26 protein-coding genes are annotated in these 24,459 nt (G+C 58.1%); 17 read left to right on the top strand and 9 right to left on the bottom strand.

Annotated features, from left to right (window positions below):
• Positions 1–43: 43 nt before the first annotated feature.
• Positions 44–844, bottom strand: a complete 801-nt coding sequence (gene zipA, locus U5K34_RS11775; RefSeq protein ID WP_322568592.1) for a cell division protein ZipA — start codon at positions 842–844, stop codon at positions 44–46.
• A gap of 182 nt (positions 845–1,026) precedes the next feature.
• Positions 1,027–4,542: a chromosome segregation protein SMC gene (gene smc, locus U5K34_RS11770; RefSeq protein ID WP_322568591.1), complete on the bottom strand. Its 3,516-nt coding sequence runs from the start codon at positions 4,540–4,542 to the stop codon at positions 1,027–1,029.
• A gap of 379 nt (positions 4,543–4,921) precedes the next feature.
• On the opposite strand from smc, the gene queF reads away from it, so the two are divergent.
• The 3 genes from queF to cysZ all read left to right on the top strand — a co-directional run bounded on the left by queF (position 4,922) and on the right by cysZ (position 7,601).
• On the top strand, positions 4,922–5,311 hold the full coding sequence (gene queF, locus U5K34_RS11765; protein WP_322568590.1) for a preQ(1) synthase: 390 nt from the start codon (positions 4,922–4,924) through the stop codon (positions 5,309–5,311).
• A 36-nt stretch (positions 5,312–5,347) separates the two neighbouring features.
• Positions 5,348–6,655 carry an FGGY-family carbohydrate kinase gene (locus tag U5K34_RS11760; protein ID WP_322568589.1) on the top strand — a complete coding sequence of 436 codons (1,308 nt, stop codon included), beginning with the start codon at positions 5,348–5,350 and terminating at the stop codon, positions 6,653–6,655.
• 226 nt (positions 6,656–6,881) lie between these two features.
• Positions 6,882–7,601 carry a sulfate transporter CysZ gene (gene cysZ, locus U5K34_RS11755; RefSeq protein WP_322568588.1) on the top strand — a complete coding sequence of 240 codons (720 nt, stop codon included), beginning with the start codon at positions 6,882–6,884 and terminating at the stop codon, positions 7,599–7,601.
• A 36-nt stretch (positions 7,602–7,637) separates the two neighbouring features.
• Here the strand turns inward: cysZ and U5K34_RS11750 are convergent, their stop codons facing one another.
• Entirely contained in the window at positions 7,638–7,958 is a 321-nt protein-coding gene (locus tag U5K34_RS11750; protein WP_322568587.1) for a hypothetical protein, read from the bottom strand.
• 241 nt (positions 7,959–8,199) lie between these two features.
• On the bottom strand, positions 8,200–8,568 hold the full coding sequence (locus tag U5K34_RS11745; protein WP_322568586.1) for a hypothetical protein: 369 nt from the start codon (positions 8,566–8,568) through the stop codon (positions 8,200–8,202).
• A gap of 359 nt (positions 8,569–8,927) precedes the next feature.
• On the opposite strand from U5K34_RS11745, the gene U5K34_RS11740 reads away from it, so the two are divergent.
• From U5K34_RS11740 to U5K34_RS11730, 3 genes are all read left to right on the top strand, one after another.
• Positions 8,928–10,397, top strand: coding sequence for an ATP-binding protein (locus tag U5K34_RS11740; protein WP_322568585.1), 1,470 nt, complete (start codon positions 8,928–8,930; stop codon positions 10,395–10,397).
• On the top strand, positions 10,390–11,772 hold the full coding sequence (locus U5K34_RS11735) for a sigma-54 dependent transcriptional regulator (RefSeq protein ID WP_322568584.1): 1,383 nt from the start codon (positions 10,390–10,392) through the stop codon (positions 11,770–11,772). The genes U5K34_RS11740 and U5K34_RS11735 overlap by 8 nt, the downstream gene beginning before the upstream one ends.
• A 283-nt stretch (positions 11,773–12,055) precedes the next feature.
• On the top strand, positions 12,056–12,436 hold the full coding sequence (locus U5K34_RS11730; RefSeq protein ID WP_322568583.1) for a DUF4168 domain-containing protein: 381 nt from the start codon (positions 12,056–12,058) through the stop codon (positions 12,434–12,436).
• A 222-nt stretch (positions 12,437–12,658) separates the two neighbouring features.
• Here U5K34_RS11730 and U5K34_RS11725 read toward each other — a convergent pair whose 3' ends face one another.
• The 3 genes from U5K34_RS11725 to U5K34_RS11715 form a co-directional block, all read right to left on the bottom strand.
• Positions 12,659–13,267 carry a hypothetical protein gene (locus U5K34_RS11725; protein WP_322568582.1) on the bottom strand — a complete coding sequence of 203 codons (609 nt, stop codon included), beginning with the start codon at positions 13,265–13,267 and terminating at the stop codon, positions 12,659–12,661.
• A gap of 88 nt (positions 13,268–13,355) precedes the next feature.
• Positions 13,356–14,525, bottom strand: a complete 1,170-nt coding sequence (locus U5K34_RS11720; protein ID WP_322568581.1) for a pyridoxal phosphate-dependent aminotransferase — start codon at positions 14,523–14,525, stop codon at positions 13,356–13,358.
• Positions 14,526–14,702: 177 nt separating this feature from the next.
• Positions 14,703–15,473, bottom strand: a complete 771-nt coding sequence (locus tag U5K34_RS11715; protein WP_322568580.1) for an HAD family hydrolase — start codon at positions 15,471–15,473, stop codon at positions 14,703–14,705.
• Between U5K34_RS11715 and dksA the strand changes: the two genes are divergently transcribed.
• Positions 15,455–16,366: an RNA polymerase-binding protein DksA gene (dksA, locus tag U5K34_RS11710; protein ID WP_322568579.1), complete on the top strand. Its 912-nt coding sequence runs from the start codon at positions 15,455–15,457 to the stop codon at positions 16,364–16,366. The genes U5K34_RS11715 and dksA overlap by 19 nt on opposite strands.
• Before the next feature lie 302 nt (positions 16,367–16,668).
• Here dksA and U5K34_RS11705 read toward each other — a convergent pair whose 3' ends face one another.
• Positions 16,669–16,986, bottom strand: coding sequence for a DUF3579 domain-containing protein (locus U5K34_RS11705; protein ID WP_322568578.1), 318 nt, complete (start codon positions 16,984–16,986; stop codon positions 16,669–16,671).
• A 117-nt stretch (positions 16,987–17,103) separates the two neighbouring features.
• Here U5K34_RS11705 and U5K34_RS11700 point away from each other — a divergent pair, with 117 nt between their 5' ends.
• The 7 genes from U5K34_RS11700 to U5K34_RS11670 all read left to right on the top strand — a co-directional run bounded on the left by U5K34_RS11700 (position 17,104) and on the right by U5K34_RS11670 (position 21,197).
• Positions 17,104–17,775: a nitroreductase gene (locus U5K34_RS11700; RefSeq protein WP_322568577.1), complete on the top strand. Its 672-nt coding sequence runs from the start codon at positions 17,104–17,106 to the stop codon at positions 17,773–17,775.
• Between the two features lie 98 nt (positions 17,776–17,873).
• Entirely contained in the window at positions 17,874–18,857 is a 984-nt protein-coding gene (gene gluQRS, locus U5K34_RS11695) for a tRNA glutamyl-Q(34) synthetase GluQRS (protein WP_322568576.1), read from the top strand.
• 67 nt (positions 18,858–18,924) lie between these two features.
• Positions 18,925–19,380, top strand: coding sequence for a hypothetical protein (locus U5K34_RS11690; protein ID WP_322568575.1), 456 nt, complete (start codon positions 18,925–18,927; stop codon positions 19,378–19,380).
• A 23-nt stretch (positions 19,381–19,403) separates the two neighbouring features.
• Positions 19,404–20,165 carry a flagellar brake protein gene (locus U5K34_RS11685; protein ID WP_322568574.1) on the top strand — a complete coding sequence of 254 codons (762 nt, stop codon included), beginning with the start codon at positions 19,404–19,406 and terminating at the stop codon, positions 20,163–20,165.
• Between the two features lie 114 nt (positions 20,166–20,279).
• Positions 20,280–20,519: a hypothetical protein gene (locus U5K34_RS11680; RefSeq protein ID WP_322568573.1), complete on the top strand. Its 240-nt coding sequence runs from the start codon at positions 20,280–20,282 to the stop codon at positions 20,517–20,519.
• Between the two features lie 130 nt (positions 20,520–20,649).
• Positions 20,650–20,952: a hypothetical protein gene (locus U5K34_RS11675; RefSeq protein WP_322568572.1), complete on the top strand. Its 303-nt coding sequence runs from the start codon at positions 20,650–20,652 to the stop codon at positions 20,950–20,952.
• A gap of 122 nt (positions 20,953–21,074) precedes the next feature.
• Positions 21,075–21,197, top strand: a complete 123-nt coding sequence (locus U5K34_RS11670) for a hypothetical protein (RefSeq protein WP_322568571.1) — start codon at positions 21,075–21,077, stop codon at positions 21,195–21,197.
• A 60-nt stretch (positions 21,198–21,257) separates the two neighbouring features.
• On the opposite strand, the gene U5K34_RS11665 is transcribed toward U5K34_RS11670, so the two are convergent.
• Positions 21,258–21,422 (bottom strand): hypothetical protein, encoded by a 165-nt coding sequence (locus tag U5K34_RS11665; RefSeq protein ID WP_310692466.1) that lies wholly within the window; start codon positions 21,420–21,422, stop codon positions 21,258–21,260.
• Positions 21,423–21,669: 247 nt separating this feature from the next.
• Here U5K34_RS11665 and U5K34_RS11660 point away from each other — a divergent pair, with 247 nt between their 5' ends.
• From U5K34_RS11660 to acs, 3 genes are all read left to right on the top strand, one after another.
• Positions 21,670–21,987 carry a hypothetical protein gene (locus U5K34_RS11660; RefSeq protein WP_322568570.1) on the top strand — a complete coding sequence of 106 codons (318 nt, stop codon included), beginning with the start codon at positions 21,670–21,672 and terminating at the stop codon, positions 21,985–21,987.
• 95 nt (positions 21,988–22,082) lie between these two features.
• Positions 22,083–22,379: a hypothetical protein gene (locus U5K34_RS11655; protein WP_322568569.1), complete on the top strand. Its 297-nt coding sequence runs from the start codon at positions 22,083–22,085 to the stop codon at positions 22,377–22,379.
• 43 nt (positions 22,380–22,422) lie between these two features.
• Positions 22,423–24,375, top strand: a complete 1,953-nt coding sequence (gene acs / locus U5K34_RS11650) for an acetate--CoA ligase (protein ID WP_322568568.1) — start codon at positions 22,423–22,425, stop codon at positions 24,373–24,375.
• The last annotated feature ends 84 nt before the right edge of the window (positions 24,376–24,459 follow it).

Here is a 24,459-nt window from a genome sequence, read left to right as displayed (position 1 = left end):
AACTTCGCGCCTTCGTGTCTTCGTGGTAAAGCTTTTCTCGCCCCTAGTGACTCGTCCCTCGACCCTTGCCCCTGGGGCGCTGTTTCTGCAGGCCAGCCATTTTGCGGCGGAATAAAAAGGACTCGATCTGTTCCTTGAGGTGGCCGATGGTCTGCAGGGTAAGGAGGTTGCGTCGTTCGTCGCACAGGTCGCCGCCCAGTTGTTCGGCCAGGTTGCGGCCGGTTTTGAGCATCAGCTCGAAGGCTTCGCGCGAGTCGATCGGCGCGGGCAGCTGCATAAACAGGGAGACTCCCGGGGTCTGTAGTTGCTCGATGGCATGGAGGTCGAATGTTCCCGGTTCCACGGTATTGGCCAGGCTGAACACGGGACGTCCGCCCCCCTGTTCGGGATAGCGATGAAAAATCATCATCTCGCCGTGGCGCAGATCGTTGGCGTACAACGCATCGAGAATATCCATGCCGGCAAACTGCCGGCCCGCTTTGGCCATGACATTGAGGACGATCACCAGGGATTCGCCGTCGTCCTCTTCGGCATCAACGGCACTGAGACCACTCAGGCTGGCGACATCCACATCATCGTCGCGACGGGCATGCCATGACATTTGTGACAGGGCCTGCAGATCCTCGTCGTCCAGATCATCGTAGTAATTGTCCCGTGATGCGGTCGTGTTGACGTCATCGCTGTCATTGACGCGATGCCGTCCAAAGGTCGGTAAAGAGAGACGCGGAAGACGCAGGAAGCCGGGCCAACGCAGTCTCTGCCCGGAACGCAGGCGCATGACCAGATAGAAAATCGCGACGAACGCGACACCGATTGCCAGCAGGGTCAGCCGCAGCGGATCCATATCAGCACGACCTTGTTATGAATATGAATTGAACGTCACCAGTACCGGACTTTTTAATCATTCTCTCGCCGAGCTGCAGAAACGTTTATGCCCGTTGTTTGGGTGCAAAGTGAAACCTGTACATTCTTAAGATGACATTTGTTGCCTCTGCGTACTCCGCGCCCTGGCGAGAGTGACTCAACTCATGCCGAAGCGAGTTTGGCCGCTTCGTCGACGTCCACCGCGACCATGCGCGAGACGCCCGGTTCGTGCATGGTGACGCCGGTCAGGTGGTTGGCGACTTCCATGGTGACTTTATTATGGGTGATGAAAATAAACTGTGTTCTGTCCGACATGTGCTGCAAGAGATCACAATAGCGGGTGACGTTGGCATCGTCCAGCGGCGCGTCGACCTCGTCGAGCATACAAAACGGCGCGGGATTCAGTTCGAAGATGGCAAAGACCAGGGCCACCGCGGTCAGGGCTTTTTCGCCGCCGGACAACAGGTGAATGGTACTGTTGCGCTTGCCGGGCGGACGCGCCATGACGGTGACGCCGGTCTCCAGCAGATCCTCGCCGGTCATCTCCAGGTAAGCATGACCGCCGCCAAACAGGCGCGGGAAAAGATCCTTGAGCCCGCTGTTGACCTTGTCGTAGGTCTCCTTGAAACGGGTCCGGGTCTCCTTGTCGATCTTGTGGATCGCATCTTCCAGGGTCTTGAGGGCCTGCACCAGATCCTCGTTCTGCGCATCCAGGTATTTCTTGCGCTCTGACTGCTGTTCGTACTCCTCGATGGCCGCCAGGTTGATCGGCCCCAGGCGCTGGATCCTGGCTTCCAGCTGTTCGACGTTTTCCTGCCACTGAGTGACTTCGGCGTCTTCCGGCATCTCCTGCAACAGTTGCTGCAGTTCGAAACCCGATTCGGTGATCTGTTCTTCGAGCGTCTGGCGGCGAACCTTGAATTCCTGCTGGCTGATGCGGATCTGCTCCAGGCTGGAACGCACTTCCTGCACCTGCTGTTCGGCCGCGACACGCTGTTCCTCGAATTCGCGCATCTGATGCTCGATCGCTTCCATCGCCTGGCGCGCCTCACCCAGCTCGGTTTCCACAGCCACGCGTTTGTCGAGCTTGTCGGTCAGCTCCCTGTTCATCTCCTCCAGCGGCGCCTCGCTTTCAGCCAGCGCCTTTTGCAGCTCATCACGACGGGCGGAGAGCTGGGTGAGCTGGCTGTCGAGGCGTTCCCGGGCCTGCCGGGTGGAGTTCAGCTCGGTGCGCTCTTTTTCGGCGCGCAGTTTGATCTCGTGGGCTTCGCTGCGCACGCTCTGGGCCTGCTCGCGGGCCTGTTCCAGGGTATTACGCAGTTCATCGCGACGGTTGCTCAGCTGTTCGCGCTGTTGCTCCAGACCGGACATGGTATCCAGCGCCGTTTGCAGACGGCCGCGGCACTCCTGCAGCTCCTGTTTGTCCCGCTCGATTTCGGTGTGCAGATCCTGCTGTTCTTTTTGCAGCGCCTGCTGGCGGGCCTGGGCCTGCTCCAGCTGGTTCTGGCGCGCCTTGAGATCGGACTGCTGTTCGGCCTGGCGGCGACTGGCCTGATTCAGCCGGGCCTGGGCATCGTCCCGCTCCTGCTCCAGCTCACGCAGCCGTTCGCGCTCGCCTTCCAGCTGTTCCTGCAGGGCCTGCACACGGCCGCTCTCTTCCTGAATCCGGGTATTGAGCGCCTTGAGCTCCTGCTCGCGCTTGAGAATGCCGGTTTTCTGATCCTGCTCCTGGTCCTTGACCACCCGCAGCCAGTTGGGCCCGAGCCAGATCCCCTCGCGGGTGACGACCGACTCCTGTGCCGCAAGGTCGGCCCGCAGCGAGAGCGCCTCGGCCAGGGATTCGGCGGCATACACCCCGCCCAGCAGGGCATCCAGTTTCCACGGCGCGGAAACCTTGTTCAGCAACGGCGTGCCGCTGGCCGCGCGGGTCTCCGGACCCGGAGCCTGGGTGTCGAACAGGGTCAGGGTGCCTTCCTGCAGGCTGCCGAGCACTTCGGCCAGCGGATCGACCCCGGCCACGCAGACCGCTTCCAGATGCCCGCCCAGCACACATTCCACGGCCCGTTCCCAGCCGGCTTCGACGTCCATCTCCTCGGCCAGGCGCGGCGCATCCTGCAACTGTTGACCGCTGAGCCAGTCGTTGACCGCCCCCTCGTCCTTGCCCAGCGCCGCCTGCTGCAGCGCCTCGAGCGAGGCACTGCGACCGCGCAGATCCTGCAACCGGCTACGGGCCTGATCCAGGTCGGCGTTGACCTGGTGGCTGGAATCGCGCAACGCGGCGATCTGATCCTGCTTTTCAGTCAGAGACTGCTGGGCCTGATTGACCTGTTCGCCGGTTTGTTCGAGCTGTTGTTGCAACTCGGCCACTTCCTGCTGTACACGCTCCGGCGATTGCTGCTGCAAGTCCTGCTCGGCCTTGTCCAGCCGTTGCTGCAGCTGGGTCAGTTTCTGCTCCAGATGCTGAATACGGGTGCGCTCCACCTCGGCCTGGCGGGCCGGTTCGGCGGACTGCTGATTGAAATCTTCCCAGGCCTGCTGCCACTCCTGCATCGCCTGCTCGGCCCCCTGCAGGGCTTCGGTGGCGGTCTGCTCGCGCTGCTCTGCGGCCTGCAGATCCGGTTCAATCATCTTGAGCCCGGCTTCCAGCTCCTCGATCCGTTTGCGATCCGCCTCCACATGGACCTGGGCATCATTCCAGTCTTTTTCCAGCTGTTGCAGATCCTGGCTCTGCTGGGTGCGACGCTCCCTGGCGTGCTGGATGGACTGTTCCAGCCGGGCGATATCGGCGCCAATACTGTAAAACCGGCTCTGGACTTCGTTGAATTTGTCGCTGGCCTCGGTATGCAGGCCGCGCTGCTGTTCGATCTCGGCCTCGATATGGCGCTGTTTGGCCACCGCGCCTTCCAGGGCCGTCTCCTGTTCGCGCAACTGGTTATCGCTCTGGCAGGCCTGCTCGTCGACGCCCTTCCAGCGCAGCGCCTGGAGCTGGGCGCGCAGCAGGCGTTCTTCTTCCTTGAGCACCTTGTAGCGCTCGGCGGTTTTGGCCTGGCGTTGCAGCTTGGCGAGCTGCTTGTCCAGCTCCTCGCGCAAATCGTTGAGCCGATCCAGATTCTCGCGGGTGTGGCGAATGCGGTTTTCGGTCTCGCGACGGCGCTCCTTGTACTTGGAGATGCCGGCGGCCTCCTCAAGGAACACCCGCAGCTCTTCCGGCTTGGCCTCGATAATGCGCGAAATCGTGCCCTGCTCGATAATCGCATAGCTGCGCGGCCCCAGGCCGGTACCCAGGAAGATGTCGGTGATGTCCCGGCGCCGGCAGCGGGTGCCGTTGAGATGGTAAATGGACTGCCCGTCGCGGGTGACCGTGCGCTTGATGGAGATTTCGCTGTAGGTGGCGTACTGCCCGCCCAGGCTGCCGTCGCTGTTATCGAACACCAGCTCCACCGTGGCCTGACCGACCGGCTTGCGCGAGGTGGAGCCGTTGAAAATGACATCGGCCATGGAATCCCCGCGCAAATGCTTGGCGGAAGACTCGCCCATCACCCAGCGCACCGCGTCGATGATGTTGGATTTGCCACAACCGTTGGGCCCCACCACCCCGACCAGCGAGCTGGGCAGCGGAACGGTAGTCGGGTCGACGAAGGATTTGAAGCCGGAGAGTTTGAGTTTGGTCAGTCGCATCGGGGAAAGATACAGTAACCTTATATAAACAGGCAAGATTGACAAACCTGCAAAACCGCCGTCTGAATTCCGCCGTGCTGCCATCGAAAGCAAACAGCTTCAACGCAGAGGTGCAAAGACGTAGAGGAGCGCAAAGGATATCAATGTGTTAACTGAACAGGGACGAGGTACGAGGGACGAGGAAAACTCTCAAAATCAGACATTGTGGGAGCGCCTCTGGCGCGATGGTCGTCTCGGGCTCAAAATATCTATCGCGGCGCAGCCGCTCCTACCAAACCCATGAGGTTTGTCTTCCTCGTCACTCGTACCTCGTACCTCGTCCCTACCCGAACCTTGCCTGGCTTGTCAGCCAGGCAAGGTTCGGGTATTGTTTCGCGCCATGCCCAGCCAGCCCAGCAAGAGCCTCGAAACGTTCGACAATCCGATGCCGGAACGGGATTATACCATCCGCATCGAGGTACCGGAGTTTACCTGTTTGTGTCCCAAGACCGGGCAACCGGACTTCGCGACGCTCTATCTGGAGTATGTGCCCGAGGCCAAATGCGTCGAGCTCAAGTCGTTGAAGATGTATGTCTGGGCCTATCGCGACGAGGGGGCCTTCCACGAGAAGGTCACCAATACCATTCTCGATGATCTGGTGAAGGCGACCGAGCCGCGCTTCATGCGCCTGACCGCGAAATTCAATGTGCGCGGCGGCATTTACACCTCCGTCGTCGCCGAGCACCGCCAGAGCGGCTGGCAGGCCCCCGAGGCCGTCAAGTTACCTTGACGGCAGTGCCGAGGGACGAGTAACGAGGTCCGAGGTATGACTTCTTCACATTCCGACAACCGTCACACTGCACTCTATGTAGGGATTGATCTGGGGACGTCCGGTTGCCGGGCGACGGCGATCAATGCTGATGCCACAGTTCTCTACACGGCCAGTACCGAACTCCCCCCCGCCATGGCCGAGGGCATTGCCCGTTATCAGGATCCCGGGCTCTGGTGGCAGGCGGTGGAGCGGGTGCTGGATGAACTGTTTGAACAGGTCGATCCCGCGCAGGTAGAACGTATCGCCGTGGACGGCACCTCGGGGTCGGTGCTGGTGACCAATGCCGCCGGCGAACCGTTACGCGAGGCGTTGCTGTACAACGATCAGCGCGATCCGGTTTACGTCGAACACCTCAAGGCGATGGCACCGCCGGATAACCCGGTGCTCAGCCCCAACTCCGGCCTGGTCAAGCTGTTGTGGCTGAGCATGCACGTCGATAAAAGCGCCCTCGCCCACTGTCTGCATCAGGCCGACTGGATTGCCGGCAAACTCACCGATCGCTACGGCATCAGTGATGTCAACAACTGCCTCAAAACCGGTTTCAATGCCGAGCACTATACCTGGCCACGCTGGATGGATACCCTGCCGCTGGACAACGCCTGGTTGCCCACAGTGCAAGCACCCGGCGCGCCGGTCGGCCCGATCAGCGATCATATGGCCAAACGTTTCAATCTGTCAGAGAAGACATTGATCGTCAGCGGCACCACCGACAGTACCGCCTCGTTTATCGCCACCGGCGCCGGCGAGCCGGGCGATGCAGTGACCGTGCTTGGCTCAACCCTGGTATTGAAGGTGCTGGGCAATAAGCCCATTCTGGCCGCCAACTACGGTGTTTACAGCCAGCCGCTGGGCGACTTGTGGCTGGTGGGCGGCGCCTCCAACAGCGGCGGCGCGGTATTGAAACACTATTTCACCGACGAGCAACTGCAGGCGATGACGACGCAACTGGATCCGCAACAGCCAACCGGACTCAACTACTATCCACTGCCGGCTCTGGGGGAACGCTTTCCCATCAACGACCCGAACCTGAGCCCGCAACTGGAACCGCGTCCCGATGACGACGTGACGTTTTTTCAGGGCATGCTCGAGGGGATCGCGCGCATCGAAAAACAGGGTTATGAACGCCTGGCCGAACTCGGCGCCCCCTTCCCCAAACGCATCCTCAGCGCCGGCGGCGGCAGCGTCAACGACGCCTGGACGCAGATACGCCAGAGCCTGCTGGGTATTCCGGTGGAAACCGCGCCCAACACCGAAGCCGCTTACGGCAGCGCACTCATCGCTCTGCGCAGTGACAAGAGCTGATAACCACGAAGGCACGAAGGCACGAAATTAACCTTGTTTGTTTATCATATCGCTTGCCGGTACGATATGCCTAACCTGAACAGGCCGCTTTCACAGCAAGATGCTCTTTGTTCGCTGTAATACGCCGTAAAATTGCCGGCCACCCGTCCGCCAAAGATAAATAAAAAATTATTTACTTCGTGTCTTCGTGCCTTCGTGGTAAGGCTTTTATCTCTCAGGAGGTCCTATGATCAGTAATCCGTTTACCGGCGCCGGTTATCTGCTGCGCGGCCTGAGTCTGATTGGCAAACCTGGCGTGAAGCGCCATGTTGTGTTTCCTCTGATTATCAATATCCTGATCTTTGCCGGTTTAATCTGGCTGCTGGCCGCGCAGTTCGACGTACTGCTGGAATGGCTGATGCCGACCTTGCCTGACTGGCTGGCCTGGCTGGACAGTCTGCTCTGGTTTATTTTTGCTATCACCACCGGTATTGCGGTGTTCTTCAGCTTTACTGTCCTGGCCAATCTGGTCGGCGCGCCGTTTAACAGTTTCCTCTCCGCCGCCGTGGAAAAAAATCTGACCGGGCGCTCGCCCATCAGTGAAGTGGGGTTTATGGAGGAATTGATCAAAGCCATCAGCGGTGAAATCAGGAAAATGGCGCTGTTTGCCTTGATCGCGCTGGCTCTGCTGATCATTACACTGATTCCCGGGCTCAATCTGATTGCACCGGTACTCTGGATTATCTTCAGCGCCTGGATGTTGAGTATTGAATACCTGGATTACCCGCTGGGCAATCAGGGCAAGAGCTTTCCGGAGATTCGCCAGGCCATTGGGCAAAAACGGTTGTTGTCTCTGGGCTTTGGCGGCGCGGTGATGGTGGCCACCCTGATCCCCGTTTTCAACTTTATGGTGATGCCGGTTGCCGTGGCCGGTGCCACGGCGCTGCGGATTGAACAGTTCAAATAAGCAGGTCGGAGAAATTCTCCGACCTGCTTGCGATCCTCAGAAGCGAGGACCGGCGCCTTTTTGTTCAAGGTATTGATTGTAGGCCAGCTCGCTTTCCTTTCGGGACTGATTGGCCAGCGCAATCGCCTTGTCGTACTCCCCTTTCTCGGCGGCTTTTTGAGCGGCTTTCATCAGATCTTGCGTATCCCGCCAGGCAAATTCCACGGCATAGACTTTGTCATAGGCAGTCTGGGCCTCCGCCATGGCTTGTGCGTAACGTTGCTGGGTTTGTTCGGCGGACTCGCCACCGATGCCGGCACAACCTGCCAGCAACCAGGCGCCGACCGTGAAGGCCAACAGGGTTTTGATCGTGTTCATAGCGCTTCTCCTCAAGGTGTTGCAGTCATTATTAACAGGTATGACAACAGTCCTGTTCACCACGCTCTTTGACAGAGCATGGCTCACATTAGACCGCAACAGACAAGGAAGATGCGCGCCGGCTCACTGATTATGAACGATAATTTTTACTCGTTATAATCGATATTTTTGATTAAACGAGCAACAAATGCGGTATCGGCATGCAGGCCAACGTTATCCGGTGTTCATCGGGAAATAACGACTATTGCACTTCATTTGGCAATTTTTCGGGATCGATGCGAATTTCACTGTTTTCGATCCGCTCGTAAATCTCTTCATCCACCAGCGAGCGCTTGTGTAATGTTATCGTCTCCCCGTTTTTCACCATGGAACTGGTCAGGGATTTATGAATACGTGTCCCATCGGCATCCTGAAAGTCGACAGTCACCAGCGCATAGTAAGATTCATCGCAGTTATTACGAATCCGTGCCGTCCACTCAAGCCATACCTGACCATAGCTGGGCTCGGCGGAGTCGATATGATGCTCCACGGCTTCCAGGCAATCACTGGCCAGGGTCTGGCCGGACAGGAACAGCAAAAGGAACATGATGGCTATCTGTCTGATTTGCATTACGACTCCATGCATTAATCGTTAATCGTTAATCGTTAATCGTTAATCGGCAAGTATTTCGCTCTATTGCTCCAGAGATCGGGATTCGATGCATCCCGTCACTTTACGAATAACTTTTGCTCACGGCCTACTCAGTGCAATTCCTGTTCCAGTGCGACGCCAGATTCATCTTACTGGCATCGGAACAGCCGCGAATCAAGAGCTTAACTGACTCGCCGGAATAGCGGGGCACGAAGCATGCTTACGGCATGTTAAACTGGTTCTATCCATTGCGCCGAAAATCACGACAGGAACGCGGTCTTGCATCGGGATGACGGCACACATGTGTCAGAATGACTCACTACCGATCAAGGAGCCCCGTGTCATTGCAACGTTATAATCTGCGCACCGCGCTGCTGATATTCGTCCTGTTGCCCTTGCTGGCGCTGAGTGCCGCCGCCGGCTGGTACTCCCTGAAAGTGCTGGAAAACCAGAGCCGGGAGCGCATGCAGGACGAAATCGAACTGGTCGCCCGGGCCATCCGCCAGCCGGTGATTTACGCCATGGAGCAGGGCCGCGAGGGCGCACTCGCCCAGGCGCTGGATTCCACCTCGCATATTGGCCGGGTCTACGGTGCCTATGTCTACGACGCCAGTGGCAAGCGCATCGGTACCAGCGGCCCGACCGAACCGGCGGTGGGCAGTACCCGGGTCGCCGAATTGATGTCCGAAGGCGATCGTCGCGAGGAATACAACCGCACTCTCGACGGCGAGGACGTCTATTCCTATTTCCTGCCGCTATCGAACGAGGCCGGCCAGATCACCGGCATGCTGCAGGTGACTCGCCGGGCCAGCGAATTCGAATCCTATATCACCCGGTTGCGGTATCAGGGGCTGGCCGTATTGCTGCTGACGGCTTTGCTATTAAGCGTGGTGATCTTTTACGGTCACTACAAGGCATTCGGCTCTCACGTTGCGGCGATGCGCCGGGCGATTGGCCGCATCGGCGCCGGCGAGCGCGAACAGCGGGTGCCGACCGAAGGCCCGCAGGAACTGCACGATCTGGCGTTCGGCCTTAACCGGATGCTGGAGAACCTGATCAGCCAGGAAGAAGTGGTGGTTCGCCAGAAACTGGAACAGGCCGCGCTGGAGGATCGTCTGCACCGCTCGGAACGCATGGCGGCGATCGGCCAGCTGGCCGCCGGTGTGGCCCACGAACTGGGGACTCCCCTGAATGTGGTCGACGGCCAGGCCCAGCGGGCCCTGCGCCACCGGGATATCAATCCGGCCATTAACACCGCGCTATCGGAAATCCGTCATGAAGTACAGCGAATGAATTTTATCGTCCGCCAGTTGATGGACTTCGGCCGCAGCAACCCGTTGCAATGTCAGCCGGAACGGGCCGATCGGATCGTGCGCGCGGTACTCACCCAGGTCGCCAGCGATGCCCGTTATCGACATATTGAAGTCCAGGTGGATGAGACCCGGCCTATCCCGGAGCTGATGATCGATCGGCTGCGTATGGAGCAGGCGCTGTCGAATTTGTTGCACAACGCGGTTCAGGCCGCCTCGCAACAGGTCCGCATCGGCTGGTTTGCCGATGCGACACAGGCCGGTTTTGTGATCGACGATGACGGCCCCGGCATCGCCGAAGCGGATCGGGAACGTATTTTCGAGCCGTTTTATACCACCAAAGGGGTCGATGAAGGGACCGGCCTGGGACTGGCCGTGGCCCACGCCGCCGTCAGTGATCACGAGGGCCGGATCGAGATCGAACACAGCCCGCTGGGGGGCGCCCGCTTTCGGATCGTGCTGCCCGTCAGCCCGCAACACGGAGCCACGCATGGATAATAACGCCAACCCGTCGCATATTCTGGTCGTCGAGGACGACGCCTCGTTACGTAAATTGCTCATCGAGGAGTTGCAGGACAGCGACTATCACACTCTGGAAGCGCCCGACGCCGAGCAGGCCTGGCAATTGCTCAATGATCACCCGGTCGATCTGGTCATCAGCGATCTGCGCCTGCCCGGCGCCGATGCCATGGCGCTGCTGCAACAGACCCGGCAACTGCCGGTCGCGCCCGGCTTTATCATTATCACCGGCTTCGGCACGGTGTCGCAGGCGGTGGAGGCCCTCAAACAGGGGGCCGACGACTTTCTGACCAAGCCGGTGGATCTGCAGCATTTATTAATGAGTGTGCAACGGGTTAACGAAACCCGCCGTCTGCGCCTGGAACTGGTCCGCTATCGTGAATTGCTTGGCAGTGGCGACTTTCACGGTATCGTCGGGCGTAGCGCCCCCATGCAACAGCTCTACAGCCAGATACGCCAGATTGCCCGGGCCGCCGGGCCGGTGTTGATCGAGGGGGAAAGCGGAGTCGGTAAGGAACTGGTCGCCCGCGCGATCCATGCCGAAAGCGAGGTCAGCGAGGGCCCGTTCATTGCCGTCAACTGTGCCGCCATTCCGGCCGAACTGCTGGAAAGCGAGCTGTTCGGTCATGCCGCCGGGGCATTCTCCGGCGCACAAAAGGCGCGCCGCGGCCTGTTTCTGGAGGCCAGCGGCGGCAGCCTGCTGCTGGACGAGATTGGTGAATTGCCCATTGGCATGCAGGCCAAATTGTTGCGGGTCTTGCAGGAACAGAAACTGCGGCCGGTCGGCGCCAATCGCGAGGAAACGGTCGAAGTGCGAATTCTGGCCGCCACCAACAGCGATCTGGAGCGCGAGGTCAGCGAAGGTAACTTCCGCGAGGATCTGTTTTATCGCCTGAATACGTTTGCCCTGCAGATTCCCCCGTTACGCGAGCGTGGCGAGGATCTGGAATTGCTGACCGCCCGTTTCATTGATGAATTCAGCGCCCGACGCGATCACCCGATCCAGGGCATCTCCGATCGGGCCCTGCAACAACTCAAGCGCTATCCGTTCCCCGGGAATGTCCGCGAGCTGTCCAACATCATCGAATGGTCTGTCACTTTTTGTCATGCCAACCAGATTGATATCGAGCACTTGCCCGAACGCCTGCTCAAAAGCAGTGACAGTCAGACCGACACAGCCTTGCCTGCCATGCTGGCGCACAGCAGTGAGCTGATTCCCCTGCAGGAACTGGAGCGCCGCTATATCGAACACGTGATCAAACAGGTCGACGGCAACAAGCGGCGTGCCGCGGAAATTCTCGGTATCGGCCGACGCACACTCTATCGGCGTCTGGGTGAGGATGATGAGAACTGAGACCACCCTGTGCAGCTGACACGCCGGCACATGTGTCAAAACGCTACACACAAATCAGCAATATGCCCGCCTGATACATCCTCATACTGTGTTATTAGCCTGCAGTATCGCTCCCTCAGAATGTAAACAAAACATTTACTTGCCAAACAACTTTTTGTCTTTAAAGCGTTTTTGCCTGTTCAGCCTGGTTCTTTGTATGGTTTGTGGACCATTTCACAGCAATCCGGCATGCGGCTTGCTCCTGTCCCGGTGTCAGTAATCAAAACCCGAGGAGTCTTACATCATGAAATTCAAAAAAACAGCACTGCTGGTTGCCCTGTTCGGCATGAGCCTGTCACTTGGCGCTTACGCCCAGGACTATGGTCAGGGCGGTGCCCAGCAACAGCAGCAACAGGGTAGCCAGGCTCCGGCCAATGTCGACGACGCCTCCCTGAACAAGTTCAAGGACGCCTTTGCCGAAGTCAACAGCATCCGCGAATCCTTCGCCGGCAAACTGGAAAACGTTGAAGATCCGCAAAAAGCCCAGAAACTGCAGCAGCAGGCTCAGCAGGACATGGTGAGCGCCGTGGAAGATGCCGGGCTTTCTGTTCAGGAATACAACCAGATCTTTGCCGCCGTTCAGCAGAACCCCGAACTGCAGAAAAAGGTACTGGGTGATCGGTAATCTGAACGACTTGCAGCTGTAATAAAATGCCCCGTGTTACGGGGCATTTTTTTGCGTATAACAACCGCAAGTCAGCTAAACAAGCGTTCCGGATACCAGTCCATTTTAGCGCGTAGCCTGGATCAAACAGCAAGACGACGGATCCCGATTTTGCGGGGTTCAGGTGGAACCGCTTCGCTTGTTCCACCCTGTAGAGGGTGATCGGGTACTGGGAACGCTTATTTAGTCGGGTTTGAACAGGCGGGGATTGCGATCGGTGAACTTGCCGATCCAGTCGACGATAAAGGAACGTTCGCCCCGTTTCATATACCACCAGCCAAAGACACTGATCAACAGCGCCCCGAGCGCATCGACGATCAAATCCCACATAGTATCGGTCAGTCCCGAATTATCACCGAGCATCGGTTTTTGCATATTGGTACCGGCCAGGTGATCCATGGAAAATTCAAAAATTTCCCATAATGTACCGGCCGTCACGGCGAACAGAAAAGCAAACAATGCCATGAACCCCGGCCGCAGATGCAGCTCGATACGTTTGTTCTGGTTCAGCACATAAATCAGCAAAAACCCCAGCAATCCCAGCAACAGGCCTGAACTGGTATGCAGGGCAATATCCCACCACCAGATCCGATCATAGTAACGACGGATTTCCCCCAGAAACAATGAAGCGAAAACAAACAACACCGCCAGCAACTGAAACTCCGCCGGCACGGTAATCTGAAAATGCCGACCGATGATTGCCGGTGACAGAATCACTGCCATGATAGCCATGACCAGAATCGCGCTCAGCCACAGCCCGTTATACAGAGTCAATATCAGTTCCAAGGCCATTAACAACAACAATACGCTAACTGTGCGCCGATAAATTCGTGCCGAGCGTTGATCCCTGTACGGGGTAACCGGATTTGTCCGCGAGTTATCAATCATCTTGAACCAGCCGTTTTTGCAAGCGTCGTACACCCTCTTTCAGTCGATCAAGCGAGGTGGTATAGGCAAAGCGCACATGTTGTTCGGGGCGGTTGTCACCAAAATCGTTGCCCGGGGTCACAGCGACACCCGTCTCGCGTAACAGGCTTTGGGCAAAGGCAAAACTGTCATCGGTAAACCGACTGCAATCGGCATAGAGGTAAAACGCGCCTTGCGGTTCGACCTTGATATCGAACCCTATCTCGCGTAATGCCGGCAACAGAAAATCACGACGTTGCCAAAAAGCCTCGCGTCGCTGCTCCAGTATCGCCAGGGTTTGCGGCGTCAGGGCGGCCAGCGCCGCATGCTGGGCCGGAGTGGAAGCGGACAGGAACAGGTTCTGTGCCAGCTTGTCGAGGGACGGGATCAGATCCGACGGCGCCACCAGCCAGCCGATACGCCAGCCGGTCATACCGAAATATTTGGAGAAGCTGTTAATGACCACCACCCGCTCCCCCAGCTCCAGTGCGGTCGGGGCCGGCGCGCCATACACCAGGCCGTGATAAATCTCATCGACGATCACCGAGGCGCCCTGCTGCTCGACCCACGCAATGATCGCCCGAAGTTCGTCCGGCGGCACCAGGGTACCGGTCGGGTTGGCCGGCGAGGCAAGCATGACGACCCGGATATGTGGCTGCCAGTATTGCTGCACCCGATCCAGAGTCAACTGATAGCCGGTCTCCGCATTGACGGGCACCGCCTGGACGCGGGCATCGAGAAAATAGGCAAAATTGCGGTTACAGGGATAACCGGGATCGGCCAGCATCACGCCCTGCCCCGGTTCCAGCAAGACGCCGAGAGCCAGCAACAGGGCACCGGAGGCACCGGGGGTCACCATAATCCGTGCCGCCGGTACCGATACCGCATAACGATCCTGATAAAAACCGGCGATCGCCTCACGCAGCGGCGCCATTCCCAGTGCCGGGGTGTAATGCACATTACCGTCAGCCAGGGCGCGGGTGGCGGCCTCGATCACCGGGGCCGGAGTGGGGAAATCGGGCTCGCCGATCTCCATATGCACCACATCGTGGCCCTGCTGCTCCAGCTCACGGGCCTCGGCCAGCAGCGCCATCACCCGAAAGGGTTGGATACGATCGATACGACGGGAGGGCGTCTCGGACATAGCTGAACTTTAACCCCGTTACAGGCGCACCGAAACCCCGGCAAATGTGCTGCCGGGAGAAGGCCAGCCGGGTAACACCGAAGACGCCGATTTTCTTCTGGCAGACGCCCTGCCTCACACCACTGAGTCGGCGAATTCGATGTCATCGGTGTGTTCAGTGGTTAGAATATTGCCGGGTTAGCCTGAATGCACCCGTTTGACCAGCGCCATATCCAGGTATTCGGCACCATTCACAATCGCCGGCGATCCGGACAGCACCTGAAACGGCTGCTGCGGCTCGCCAAAACTGTCCAGTACCAGCTCCGCATCGTCAAAATCGTGATCGCGGGTATAGTCATTGACGGTAATGATGGTTTTCAAATCCGCCCCTTTGCTCGCCAGGATCCCGTTATGAGAGTCTTCGAAAGCGATGCACCAGGCCGGGTCGAGTGCCATTTTTTCCATGGCGTAATGATAAATATCCGGGGCCGGTTTTTTCGCCGGCACCACATCACCGGCGGCGATGACCTCGAACCAGTGCAGCGCCTCGGGCCCCACGGCATTTTCCAGCAACGCGCTGACATTGGCCGGCGTGGTGGTCGTGGCAATGGCCAGCCGGTAGCCGGCATCCCGGGCCTCGCGCAACAGCCGCTCGACCCCGGGGCGCAACGGGATACCCCCCTCGCCCAGCAACGCTTCGTAATGGCGGGTCTTGGCGCGATGCAGGTCGGCAATCCAGTCGGACGGATCCCCCGGTAAGGTCGCGGCGGGCCGATACTGTTCCAGATAATGACGCATCCGCTCCTTGCCGCCGGTAATACGCAATAACTCCCCATAGAGCGGCACATCCCATTCCCAGGCCAGGCCAGCCTCGGCAAAGGCCCGGTTGAAGGCCACCCGATGGCCGTCCCGCTCGGTGTCCGCCAGGGTGCCGTCCACATCAAATAACAGTGCCGCCAGTTCCGCCATCGCTCTCCACACTCTTTGCATTGTTTCAAAAGCGCGCCAGCTTACCTGAAACCGGCGATTTTGCCACCCCGCTGCGAGCCGCAGAATTCCATGATTTTCATGCGGTTAAGCGTGACCCACAGCAACCCGCCGGAAAAAAACCGTCCGTCAGACCACGCGTTTATTGCGCCTGCGGGCGGATTCTGGTAGAAAAGCGCGTTATTTTTTACGCAACAGCGTCCGCCAGGAGACCATTGCACATGGCCGCAAAGAAAAAGACCGCGAAGAAGAAAACCGCCAAGAAAGCGACGGCGAAGAAGAAATCGACCAAGAAGAAGGCCGCCGCGAAGAAAACCACGGCGAAAAAGAAAACCGCGGCCAAAAAGAAGACCGCGGCGAAGAAAACCACTGCCGGGAAAAAGGCGGTAGCCAAGAAAAAGCCCACCGCCAAAAAGACCGCGAAGAAAACCGCGCAAAAGAAAGCTCCGCGCAAGTCGGTCACCGAACACGCCGGCGAGATCACGCCCTATCAGATGAAAAAGGGCGAAGAATACATGAACGAGCCGATGTCGCAGCATTTTCGCGAGATCTTGCGAAACTGGAAACGGGAGCTGATGGAAGAAGTGGATCGGACCGTGCACCATATGCAGGACGAAGCCGCCAACTTCCCGGATCCCAATGATCGGGCCAGTCAGGAATCCGATTTCACGATGGAACTGCGTACCCGGGATCGCGAACGCAAGCTGATCAAGAAAATCGATGAATCCCTGAACGCCATCGACAACGGGGAATACGGCTATTGTGAACAGTGTGGCATCGAAATCGGCATCCGCCGGCTCGAAGCCCGCCCCACCGCCACGCTGTGCATCGACTGCAAAAGCCTGGACGAAATCCGCGAACGGACAAGAGCCTGACCTGACACCGGGGGCCAACGGCCCCTTTGTTCTGCCTCTTCTCAAGCTCATTGTAAATAACGCAGAGAACGCAAAGGCGCAAAGATCGCGGAGGTGATTTACTTTTTCCTGTCAGACAGCAGGCATTTTGGCAGGAGATTTGCGGCTGCACCCGAAAAATACCTCAAAACCACTTTGGATTATGACCCTAATCCATTGTTGGGTTAATGCAAACTCAGCAGAAATAGTCCCTTACAAACAATATTTTCTTTGCGTTCTTTGCGTCTTGGCGCTCTTTGCGTTTTTGATAGGACTGGAAAAGGCTACTGCGGTTCGAGAGCCCGCTCGCCATGGCGACGGTCGAGGCGGATTTTGAGGTCGTTGCTGCGGGCGAAGCTCATGAGAAATTCGTACGCCTCGGGGTTGCTGTCGGCCAGGCCGCGAGCCACCACCAGACATTTCTCACCGTCAATGATGCATGGCTGCACGGCCTGGTCATAACACAGGCGGTTATCGCGGCCGAAATGGGCCAGATTGGCGCCCAGCCGCTCGGCCCAGTCACCCGGGCGCAGGCGGCTTCCTTCCTGATTCACGCCCCGAATCACGACGACCCCGTTTTTATCATTCTCGTTATCACTCAATGTGGGTATCGTCCCGCTTCGTCATGCCATACAAATAATGTTAGGCTGTTGTCATAATCCGGTTCGGGAATTATCGACCCAAGATCCGCTGAACTTTAAACACCAACGGTGAAGAGCATGTCTGTGACTGTGCATGAAGCGATTCGTGAGCGCCACTCCACGCGCGCCTATCTGGATAAGCCGGTGACCCATGAAACGGTGGAAGCGATTCTGGAACTGGCCCGCTGGGCCCCTTCCGGGGTCAATACCCAGCCCTGGCAGGTCTGTGTCCTGACGGGCCAAACCAGGCAGCAGCTGGGCGAGGCGATTATCCAGGCCCGCGACAGTGGCCAGAGTGAAAACCCCGACTATGCCTATTATCCGCGCGAGTGGCACAGCCCCTATCGCGAGCGACGCAAAAGCTGCGGGCTCGCGCTTTATCAGGCACTCGACATCGGACGCGAGGATCGCGACAAACAAAAAGCCGCCTGGTATCGCAATTACCGGTTTTTCGACGCGCCAATCGGTCTGCTGTTTCTGATCGACCGGCAACTGGAAAAAGGATCCTGGCTGGACACGGGCATGTTCCTCCAGAACGTGATGCTGGCGGCCAAAAGTTTCGGCCTGGACACCTGCCCCCAGGCCTCGCTGGCCGAATTCCCCGACATTGTTCGAAAGCAACTCGACTTGCCGACCGACCTGCAGGTTGTCTGTGGCATGGCACTGGGTTACGCCGATCCGGATCACCCGGTCAACCGGTACCGCCTTGAGCGGGAACCGGTCGAGGCATTTACGCGCTGGTATGAATAAGATAACAGGGCCGAGTTACGAGGGACGAGTGACGAGGAAAAAAATATGTTCAATCTGGTGTGTAATTCACGCTCAACGATAGATCAGCATTTTCCAAAATGACTGACCCGCAATCTTTCTCTTCCCCTCGTCACTCGTCCCTCGGCCCTCGTCCCTTTTTTTATAGAGGTCGCTTCGCCCCCTCCCCCACCGGCCCGCTCCATTTTGGCTCGCTGATCGCGGCTGTGGGCAGTTATCTGCAGGCCCGGCATCAGGGTGGGCAGTGGTGGCTGCGGATCGAGGATATTGATCCGCCACGCGAGGTGGAAGGGGCGAGCGAGGCGATCATGGCGTTACTCGCCGCGTATGGCTTCGAGTGGGATGACCTCAGTTATCAAAGCCGGCGGCACTCACACTACGCCGAGGCGCTGGCGCAGTTACAACATCAACATCTCACCTATCCCTGTACCTGCACGCGGCGCCGGTTGCGCGAGCAGCAGGGGGATAACCCGGGGCCGTTGATTTATCCCGGTACCTGCCGTTCGCACCGCTTTCCCTGTACGGATCGGCATGCGATTCGCGTGCTGACGACGGATGCCGTGATCGAGTTTACCGATCGCCTGCAGGGCAAACAGATCTGCGATCTGGAAAAAGAGGTCGGCGATTTTGTCCTGCGCCGGGCCGATGGCTATATCTCCTATCAGCTGGCGGTCGCGCTGGATGATGCGGAACAGGGCATGACCGAGGTCGTGCGTGGCTGCGATTTGCTCGATTCCACACCCCGCCAGATCCACGTGCAACAGCAACTGGGCCTGGACTCGCCGCAGTATGCACATCTGCCGGTGGTACTGGGCCCGGATGGACAAAAACTGAGCAAACAAACCGGCGCCCGCCCGCTATCTCCCGAACAACCGCTTGTCCCGCTGACCCACGCCATGCAGTTTCTCGGTCATCCGGTCCCCGAAGAGCTGCAACACGGCAGTTTACAGGGGTTCTGGGACTGGGCGATCGACAACTGGGCGGCGGATCGGATCCCCCCGAACGGGACCGGCCACAACGAACCGAATGTACCTGTATCGGCAGCCGCTGGTGAATCCGGGTAAGGATTACGGCCGCCAAGCGTCTGATTTAATGTTAAAATTCCATCCGTAATGCCGATAAAGGAAACGTATGACACAAGCACAGCCCACATATCTGCAGGCCTTTCGTGGCAGCTTCACCAGCATGCTGCGCTGGCCCCAGCTGGATGCGCTCTGGCAAACCCTGCGCGAACAGGACAAGGCCTGGTATATCTATGCGGTGGGTGAACCCCCGCCGGAACAACCTGTCGATCGGGAGCAACTGGATACCTTCATCACCGAAATCGACAAATTGCTTCGCCAGGAACACGATGAGGACTATTGTGGTATTGTCTATGTCGATGAGCCCGGGGATCCGGCTTTTATAAAAATATACGATCCCAACAACCTCGGCGTATCCTGCGGGTTCAGTACCAACCCGCCATTGCCTGGCTGGGTATTGTCATTAATCAAACCGGTCGATTTGCAAACCGAACTGCCGCTACCGGGTAACCGTCGGCGCTGGTGGCAAAAACTGTTCAAAGCCCGTGAAAATGCCCACAACTAAGATAAAAATCTCGCTGTAACACTATGACCAACCATCAGGACAAACCGGGAGCCCCGGAGCAGGAACAGCGCGATAATATCGAGAATGTCGATCAGTATCTTTTGTATAGCAAGGCGGGGATTGTTCAAAAACTCCGCCAGTTAAGTAAAAGCAAGAATATGATTACCGCCCATTTCAACCAGGGAAAGTATTCATTGCTCACGCTGATTGTTGATATCCTGCCCGAGAAAAACCTGCTGGTGCTGGACTATGGTTCTGATGAAAAAGTAACCCGCAAGTTGCTCGAGGCCGAGCGCGCGGTATTCAAAACCTCCTACGAGGGTATTACGGCGCAGTTCAACGCGACCGGCTTTCAACGTGCCAAGCGCCATGGTAAACCGGCCATCGCCTGCCAGCTGCCCGACACCCTGTTATGGGTCCAGCGGCGAGAATTTTATCGTATCCGGTTACCAATGAGCTCCACCGTGACCTGTGAACTGATAAACCAGGACGAGGAGAATGTTCAGCTTCCCAGCCTGGATCTGAGTGTCGGCGGGCTGGCACTGCACCATACGGATCAGCCGATCGCGTTCGAGGAAGGCCAGATCTACGAAAACTGCACGCTGGCCATTCCCGACACCCAGCCTGTAGCGGTCAACCTGGAAATCCGCAATATCATCCCGATCGGCACCATGGAAAACGGTGGATACCGCATCGGTGCCCAGTTTCTCAACCCGGGAATGGATACCAGCAGCCTGATTCAACGTTACATCCAGACGGTGGAAACCCAGATCACCCGTAACTGAACACCCGACGCCCTTCCCTCTCAGTCAGACGATGCGGGCCAGTTTCCCGGGCCCTGAAGCTGATTCCTGACTTTAATAAGGCATCGGTAACATTGGCCCAGTCTATTCACCGGGGTGCTGTTCCTCAAGCGGCAATGGATCCTTGGCAAGCGCTTTGGCTTTGTGACACCGGGGGACATGTTCGCGAACTATTTCAAGACCGATTCGATCCGATTACTTGTTGTACTGGTCGCCCTGATCTTCTCGGTGCCCTACCTGGGTCTGCAGCTGCGCGCTTCCGGCTTCCTGTTCAACGTGCTGACCGACGGTATGCTCGGGGTCGAGGTTGGCATGTGGCTGTTGTCCGCATTGTGATACCCGGCGTGATTCAGTTCGTCTCCGGACTCGGGGTGGAAAACCCGGTCGGCGGCGCCTGGACCGCGATTGTGGTGCTGACCTACATGTTCGCCCTGATGGGGATCCAGTCCTCGCCGGCGTTCTCCATGTGGGCCTTCTCCAAAGCTTCCTGCGCGAGCATGCCACCATCCCGGCCGCCAAGAAGAAGCTGGTACCGACGGCCTGGATCATCACCCTGGTCTGGTTCTTCTTCGGCATCGGCCCGGGTGCGGTGATCGGCAACACCATCTTCGGCAACCCGAACGATCCCAGCACCTGGCTGTTTGGCATGCCCTCTATCTGGTTCTGGCAACTGCTGTGGTGGGCACTGGGCGTGTTCATGATGTGGGTACCTGGCTTACAAGATGGCAATGTCGACAGTTCCCGAGAAGGAAGTCGAAGTCCTGCATGAAGATATCGGCGATATTCATATGGACGTGGATAAACCGTAACCTTCATTACAGGCAACAGACAAAGGGAGGGCTTCAGCCCTCCCTTTTCTTTCCCCTCTCTGAAATTTGTAATACGATACTGATGCCGGAGCTGGCTGACGGGCCGAGCTGGATTACCCGCTTTCTGCACCTGCAACCGGAGAAGCCACCGACCATCGACGATCGTGCGAGATACCTGAAAGAACAGCTGGCCCTGCCCGAATAAGAACGTCAATTGTGCGATCCGGAGCAGGATAAACAGCAGCGCAGCTACAAGATGTGAGGGTCAGACGACGCCGATAATATCGACCATCAAAACGCGGATACAAAACAGCAGCGCAATCGAACCGAACAACAGATGGCCGATTTCCGTCTCGCCGCTGTCATCCCGGTAAGTCAGCCCGTGATAGGCAATCGCCGCGGTAATCAGGACAAACACCCAGTCAAGCATACCGACGTCCCCCAAGTTATTATTGTCTGGCGGTATCCATCAACCATACACCGAACCTTCGCGGGCGACCAGTCCCTGTTACCCGTCACGAAAAACCATCCGGCATTGATTAGCAAAGAGCAAAACGCTTTTCCGCCCTCGCTCAATATCGCGTGACGAATGCCTGTTCAATAACACGACGGGAATCGGTTTGGTCTTGCTTCTGCCAGTATAGTATAGTCATCTGAAACTTCCCGGGATCGATGCCATGGCGCCATCCGCCGATCCACAACTCAACGCGCTGCCATTGGCGCGTGACCTGCCCGCCGACGATCGCCGCGCCCTGTTGGCCGCGGCAAACGAGCGCCATCTCAAGGCCGGAGAAATTGTGCTTCATCAGGGTGAAACCTACATCGGCAGAATTTACCTGATCGTGACCGAAGACGAGCGGCCGCTCGGGCTGGTCTCGCAAACCGATCTGCTGCGTTCGCTGATCAGCGGCACACGGCCCGCGGCGACGCACGCACCGCCGCCGGGATTTTCGAAGTGCTGGCCGGACGCCTGGTCGACCCGAAGGCGCCTGTAAAATCACTTATTAATCAGCAGATTAGCGATAAATAATCGGCCCTGTGCCGGGTTGAAATGCTTGAAGCGCCGGGACAGTCCTGTTAAAAAGAGTGCATGAGAACCCCGCTTGCCGATACCCTGTTGCACCACCCGTTGAGCCGTCGAATCGGCTGGGTTGTGTACGCCATCGTGTTCTATATCAGTGGCGAAAGTTTCGTCATCTGGCTGCTGGAGCCGCACAATTTCAGCGGCGGCGCCCGCTGGCTGGGCGTGGCGGCTTTCCCGGCGTTGTTCATTGCCTTCTTTTTCATTCAACGCCATCTGGGCTGTGCCGGCGGTCAGTGCCCGGTGGACGGAGCCGGCACCGATCGCTCGAAAGACAGCCGCTACCAGCCGCCGCCCGGAATTTAAAATCACCGACTTTATTTCGAATAACAATTATCAGGAGTCACTCATGTCCCAAGAGAAGATATATGACATCCCCGCGGATTTCGCTGCCCAGGCCAACATCAGCGAAGCCGACTATCAGGCCATGTATCAACGCTCGATTGATGATCCGGAGGGCTTCTGGGCCGAACAGGCGGAAAAATTCCTCAGCTGGGACAAGCCCTGGGACAGGGTACTGGACTGGAGCTACGACGCCGACAACCTGTACGTCAAATGGTTCGAAGGCGGCAAACTGAATGTCGCCTACAATTGCATCGATCGTCACCTGGAGGAACGGGGCGATCAAACGGCGATCATCTGGGAAGGTGACGATCCGAACGACGCCAAACACATCACCTATCGGGAACTGCATGAACAGGTCTCCCGACTCGCCAACGTGCTGAAAGAGCGCGGCGTCAAAAAAGGCGATCGGGTCTGCATCTACATGCCCATGATTCCCGAAGCCGGCTATGCCATGCTGGCCTGTGCCCGTATCGGTGCCGTGCATTCGGTGGTGTTCGGCGGCTTCTCGCCCGAGTCACTCAAGGATCGGATCCTGGATTCCGATTGCCGGGTCGTGATCACCGCCGATGAGGGGGTGCGCGGTGGCAAGGCCGTCCCGCTCAAGGCCAATACCGACAAGGCACTGGAAGCGTGCCCGAATGTCCACACGGTCCTGACCGTGCGGCGCACCGGCGGCAAAACCGACTGGCACGAGCAACGGGACATCTGGTATCACGATGCCGTTGAAAAGGCCTCGGCGGACTGCCCGCCGGAAGAAATGGATGCCGAGGATCCCTTGTTTATTCTGTACACCTCCGGCTCCACCGGCAAACCCAAGGGCGTGTTGCACACCACTGGTGGCTATTTACTGTTTACTGCCATCACTACCAGGTACACCTTCGATCTGCACGAGGGAGACATCTACTGGTGCTCCGCCGACGTCGGCTGGATCACTGGCCACAGCTATCTGGTCTACGGACCGCTGGCCAACGGCACCACCACCCTGTTTTTCGAGGGGGTCCCCAATTATCCCGATGCCTCCCGCTTCTGGCAGGTGGTCGACAAACACCAGGTGAGTATCTTTTATACCGCCCCGACGGCAATTCGGGCCCTGATGCGCGAAGGCGATGAGCCGGTCAAAAAGACCTCGCGCCAGTCCCTGCGGCTGCTGGGCACCGTGGGCGAGCCGATCAACCCCGAGGCCTGGGAGTGGTATCACAAGGTGGTGGGCGATGGGCGCTGCCCGATCGTCGATACCTGGTGGCAGACCGAAACCGGCGGCCACCTGATCACTCCGCTGCCGGGCGCCATCCGCCTCAAGCCCGGCTCGGCCACCCGCCCCTTCTTCGGCGTCAAACCCGGCATTATCGATACCGAAACCAACCAGTTGATCGAGGGCGAAGGCGAAGCGACCGGCGCACTGGTCATTACCCAACCCTGGCCATCGCAAATGCGAACCGTCTATGGCGATCACCAGCGTTTTGTGGACACCTATTTCAAGACCTATCCCGGTTATTATTTCAGCGGTGACGGCGCCCGGCGTGACGCCGACGGCTATTACTGGATTACCGGGCGCATGGATGACGTCCTCAACGTCTCCGGCCATCGCATGGGCACCGCCGAGGTCGAATCGGCGCTGGTCCTGCATGAAAAAGTTGCCGAGGCGGCCGTGGTCGGCTATCCGCATGACATCAAGGGCCAGGGGATCTATGCCTATGTCACCACCGTCAAAGGGGTGGAACCCAGTGACGAACTCAAGGCGGAACTGCTGGATCTGGTCCGCCAGGAAATCGGCCCCATCGCCAAGCCCGATGTCATCCAGTGGGCGCCCGGCCTGCCCAAAACCCGCTCCGGCAAGATCATGCGCCGGATTCTGCGCAAGATCGCCGAAAACGATCTGGATAACCTGGGCGATACCTCAACCCTGGCCGATCCGGCCGTGGTCGATAATCTGATCGAAAACCGGGCCAACAAATAACCGGAGCACGATTATTTGAGCCCGCACCCAATCGCCGATCAATACCGGACGGATAAGCCCGGCGTCGACAGCGATTCTCTGGCA

Source organism: Thiohalophilus sp. (genome assembly GCF_034521165.1).
GTDB lineage: Bacteria > Pseudomonadota > Gammaproteobacteria > UBA6429 > Thiohalophilaceae > Thiohalophilus.
Note: the sequence above shows the minus strand (reverse complement) of the source record. Positions and strands in the feature narration are given on the sequence as shown.

Bases quoted from the DNA above. Each gene is read 5' to 3' on its own strand.
- gluQRS (WP_322568576.1), top strand. From the start codon at position 17,874: ATGACTGACCCGCAATCTTTCTCTTCCCCTCGTCACTCGTCCCTCGGC.
- U5K34_RS11745 (WP_322568586.1), bottom strand. From the start codon at position 8,568: ATGCAAATCAGACAGATAGCCATCATGTTCCTTTTGCTGTTCCTGTCC.
- U5K34_RS11760 (WP_322568589.1), top strand. From the start codon at position 5,348: ATGACTTCTTCACATTCCGACAACCGTCACACTGCACTCTATGTAGGG.
- U5K34_RS11725 (WP_322568582.1), bottom strand. From the start codon at position 13,267: ATGGCCTTGGAACTGATATTGACTCTGTATAACGGGCTGTGGCTGAGC.
- U5K34_RS11750 (WP_322568587.1), bottom strand. From the start codon at position 7,958: ATGAACACGATCAAAACCCTGTTGGCCTTCACGGTCGGCGCCTGGTTG.
- acs (WP_322568568.1), top strand. From the start codon at position 22,423: ATGTCCCAAGAGAAGATATATGACATCCCCGCGGATTTCGCTGCCCAG.
- queF (WP_322568590.1), top strand. From the start codon at position 4,922: ATGCCCAGCCAGCCCAGCAAGAGCCTCGAAACGTTCGACAATCCGATG.
- U5K34_RS11665 (WP_310692466.1), bottom strand. From the start codon at position 21,422: ATGCTTGACTGGGTGTTTGTCCTGATTACCGCGGCGATTGCCTATCAC.
- U5K34_RS11730 (WP_322568583.1), top strand. From the start codon at position 12,056: ATGAAATTCAAAAAAACAGCACTGCTGGTTGCCCTGTTCGGCATGAGC.
- U5K34_RS11670 (WP_322568571.1), top strand. From the start codon at position 21,075: ATGCCGGAGCTGGCTGACGGGCCGAGCTGGATTACCCGCTTTCTGCAC.
- U5K34_RS11720 (WP_322568581.1), bottom strand. From the start codon at position 14,525: ATGTCCGAGACGCCCTCCCGTCGTATCGATCGTATCCAACCCTTTCGG.
- U5K34_RS11735 (WP_322568584.1), top strand. From the start codon at position 10,390: ATGGATAATAACGCCAACCCGTCGCATATTCTGGTCGTCGAGGACGAC.
- U5K34_RS11715 (WP_322568580.1), bottom strand. From the start codon at position 15,473: ATGGCGGAACTGGCGGCACTGTTATTTGATGTGGACGGCACCCTGGCG.
- U5K34_RS11655 (WP_322568569.1), top strand. From the start codon at position 22,083: ATGAGAACCCCGCTTGCCGATACCCTGTTGCACCACCCGTTGAGCCGT.
- U5K34_RS11660 (WP_322568570.1), top strand. From the start codon at position 21,670: ATGGCGCCATCCGCCGATCCACAACTCAACGCGCTGCCATTGGCGCGT.
- U5K34_RS11700 (WP_322568577.1), top strand. From the start codon at position 17,104: ATGTCTGTGACTGTGCATGAAGCGATTCGTGAGCGCCACTCCACGCGC.
- smc (WP_322568591.1), bottom strand. From the start codon at position 4,542: ATGCGACTGACCAAACTCAAACTCTCCGGCTTCAAATCCTTCGTCGAC.
- U5K34_RS11685 (WP_322568574.1), top strand. From the start codon at position 19,404: ATGACCAACCATCAGGACAAACCGGGAGCCCCGGAGCAGGAACAGCGC.
- zipA (WP_322568592.1), bottom strand. From the start codon at position 844: ATGGATCCGCTGCGGCTGACCCTGCTGGCAATCGGTGTCGCGTTCGTC.
- U5K34_RS11690 (WP_322568575.1), top strand. From the start codon at position 18,925: ATGACACAAGCACAGCCCACATATCTGCAGGCCTTTCGTGGCAGCTTC.
- cysZ (WP_322568588.1), top strand. From the start codon at position 6,882: ATGATCAGTAATCCGTTTACCGGCGCCGGTTATCTGCTGCGCGGCCTG.